At 54.7% G+C, this 2182-nt stretch carries 2 protein-coding genes; both read left to right on the top strand.

From position 1 onward, the window contains the following. Positions 1–85: 85 nt before the first annotated feature. The gene (locus tag ACFHVL_RS31140) at positions 86–1261 is read left to right on the top strand and encodes an RHS repeat-associated core domain-containing protein (RefSeq protein WP_416632195.1); all 1176 of its coding nucleotides are present in this window, start codon (positions 86–88) and stop codon (positions 1259–1261) included. A 718-nt stretch (positions 1262–1979) separates the two neighbouring features. Then, positions 1980–2182 (top strand): hypothetical protein (locus ACFHVL_RS31145; protein ID WP_416632196.1); only part of this gene is annotated, 203 nt, incomplete at its 3' end.

Raw genomic sequence — 2182 nt, forward strand, 5'->3', positions numbered from 1 at the left:
CGCCTTCGCCGTCTACCGCATCTAACAAACCGTGATCAAATCAGGCATAGAGGAACAACGCCGGGGCCGTGTATACCTACCGGGCATGGAAATCCGTTACACCACCTCCACCGAGACAAAGGCCGCTACCCGCTACTACAGTTACGTCGACGGCGTGTTCGCGATGCGCGACTCCTTCGGCCACAAGTGGCTCGTCACGGATCATCACTCCACTCAGAGCATCGCCATCGCACACACTGGCGGACAGGCCGTCACTCAGCGTCGGCAGACCCCGTACGGCGAACCACGCGGTGCCAGTACGCCGACCTGGCCGAACCTGAAAGGCTTTGTCGGCGGCGACATCGACCCCACCGGACTCACCCACGTCGGTGCCCGTCAGTACGAACCTGAACATGGCCGGTTCATCAGCGTCGACCCGGTCGTGGACCTGGCCGACCTGCAACAGATGCACGGCTACTCGTACTCAAACAACAACCCCGTCACATGGACCGACCCCACCGGTCTCTATTATTTCGAAGACAACTATGGCGGCGGATCTCGTACCTTGCCAAGTTCCTCCGCCGCAATCTCAGACACAAGTGAGCCATCCGATTACAGTGCGGAAGGGCAAATTACTCTAGGTGCAGACCCTGAAAGGCCTAGTCGAACCAAAGAGGGTAAGCCGAGTAGATCTTTGGATCAGACTGCAAATTTGATCTTCGGAATGACTTACGGGCAACTCGCCGATTCTGATCTCTACGTCGTGCGAGTGAGAACATTTTGCTACAATTCGCCAGATCGTTGTGAGGAGATTGAGAATCAAGCGCCGGAGGATCTGGAACGCCTCATTGCTAACATGCTCGGCGTAGATCAAAGCTCGTATCTTCGGTGCTCGAAAAACTGTCTTGGTTTCGTCGCTCAACAACAGGATGCTTCAAGTCACCCACTCAGTCATCAATACTACAGTTGGTCGATCTGCGGTGTCCTCTGCTATGGAGTTGCCGGGAATGAAAAAGGTCTATATATAGAGGTTGGGGGAATTGGCTGCTGTGGTCCCGCATACACCTGGGGGGCAACCTCCGTTGCTCCCGAGGAGATGAGGGATAGTGGCTACTACCAGGGGTGTGGTGCGGTTGTTGTTGGTGGGTGTTATCTGGGTGGAAGGACGGCTGATGGTGATAATTGGCACGGAGGGGCTTTTCAGGTCGGGACCGGAAAGTCGATCTTCGTTGGAGGTATGGGGTCATGGAAAGTTGTTGACGGAAACTTCTTGAACTATTAGGTTCACGGTGCTAGCTTATAACGCATCGATGATGAAACTACTTTCATCCGTTTCATCCGTTTCATCCGTTTGGCCAACATTGTTCATATTTGCGGGAGTTGCCTAATGAAGCAAGAGGAGAAAGGTAGTTTTCCCTCGGGCTATCGGAGCTTGATCTTTTATAGGCTAAGCGTGTGGTGCGTTCGGGCTATGCCGCTAGCGCTTGCCTGCTTCTTTGTCTTCCCAAAGATTTGGTTTGTTCTTCCAGTTGTCATCATCCTTATGATAATTGTAACACTTCCACTTCGCTACTTTGCGTATTACGAATGGCGGGTGGCCAACTTGGACTTGGATGCCTCCCTGCTTCGGGATGCAGTGAACCTTCGCTATTGGTAAAGCCTGCACAATTGACTCTTATTTGGCTAGTGCCTCGCCGTGCCGCCTTGAACGGGTAATCCGGGTGGCGGATCTTGGAGAGCTCATGACTGAGGCGCGCGGGCGTCCATCGCGAATACTGAGCGTGGCGGCCGACCGTAGGCGTTGTTGGGGTCGGTCTGCGCTGCCTTGGGCCGAGGGTGACGGTTGACCGCGAGCTTGGTGGAACATGCGTTAAGAGATTTTTGGGTGATCTTGATGGAACAGAGATCGCAGTCTTCGTGTATGAAGAATGGTCTCATGTTGGGCAGCTCGGATCATTGTCGATTTCGACGCCTAATCAGCTCTCGAAGTGGGGGCTACGATGACACTGGCCCGTGAGGTGTTGAAGGTCATTCATGGCGGGGATGAATTGCCTGGGGTGACGTTCTATGGCCTCGTTCCACGTGGCAAATGGGCTCATCCCGCCTTCCCGGTCGATCTATGGGCGTTCGGTGGTAGCTATTCACCGGGGGCGGGTGAGTTTTCCGGCATTCCGGGCGGTGGCGTGACCTGCGGTGTCTTCCG

Source organism: Micromonospora sp. LOL_023, from assembly GCF_048060115.1.
GTDB lineage: Bacteria > Actinomycetota > Actinomycetes > Mycobacteriales > Micromonosporaceae > Micromonospora_E.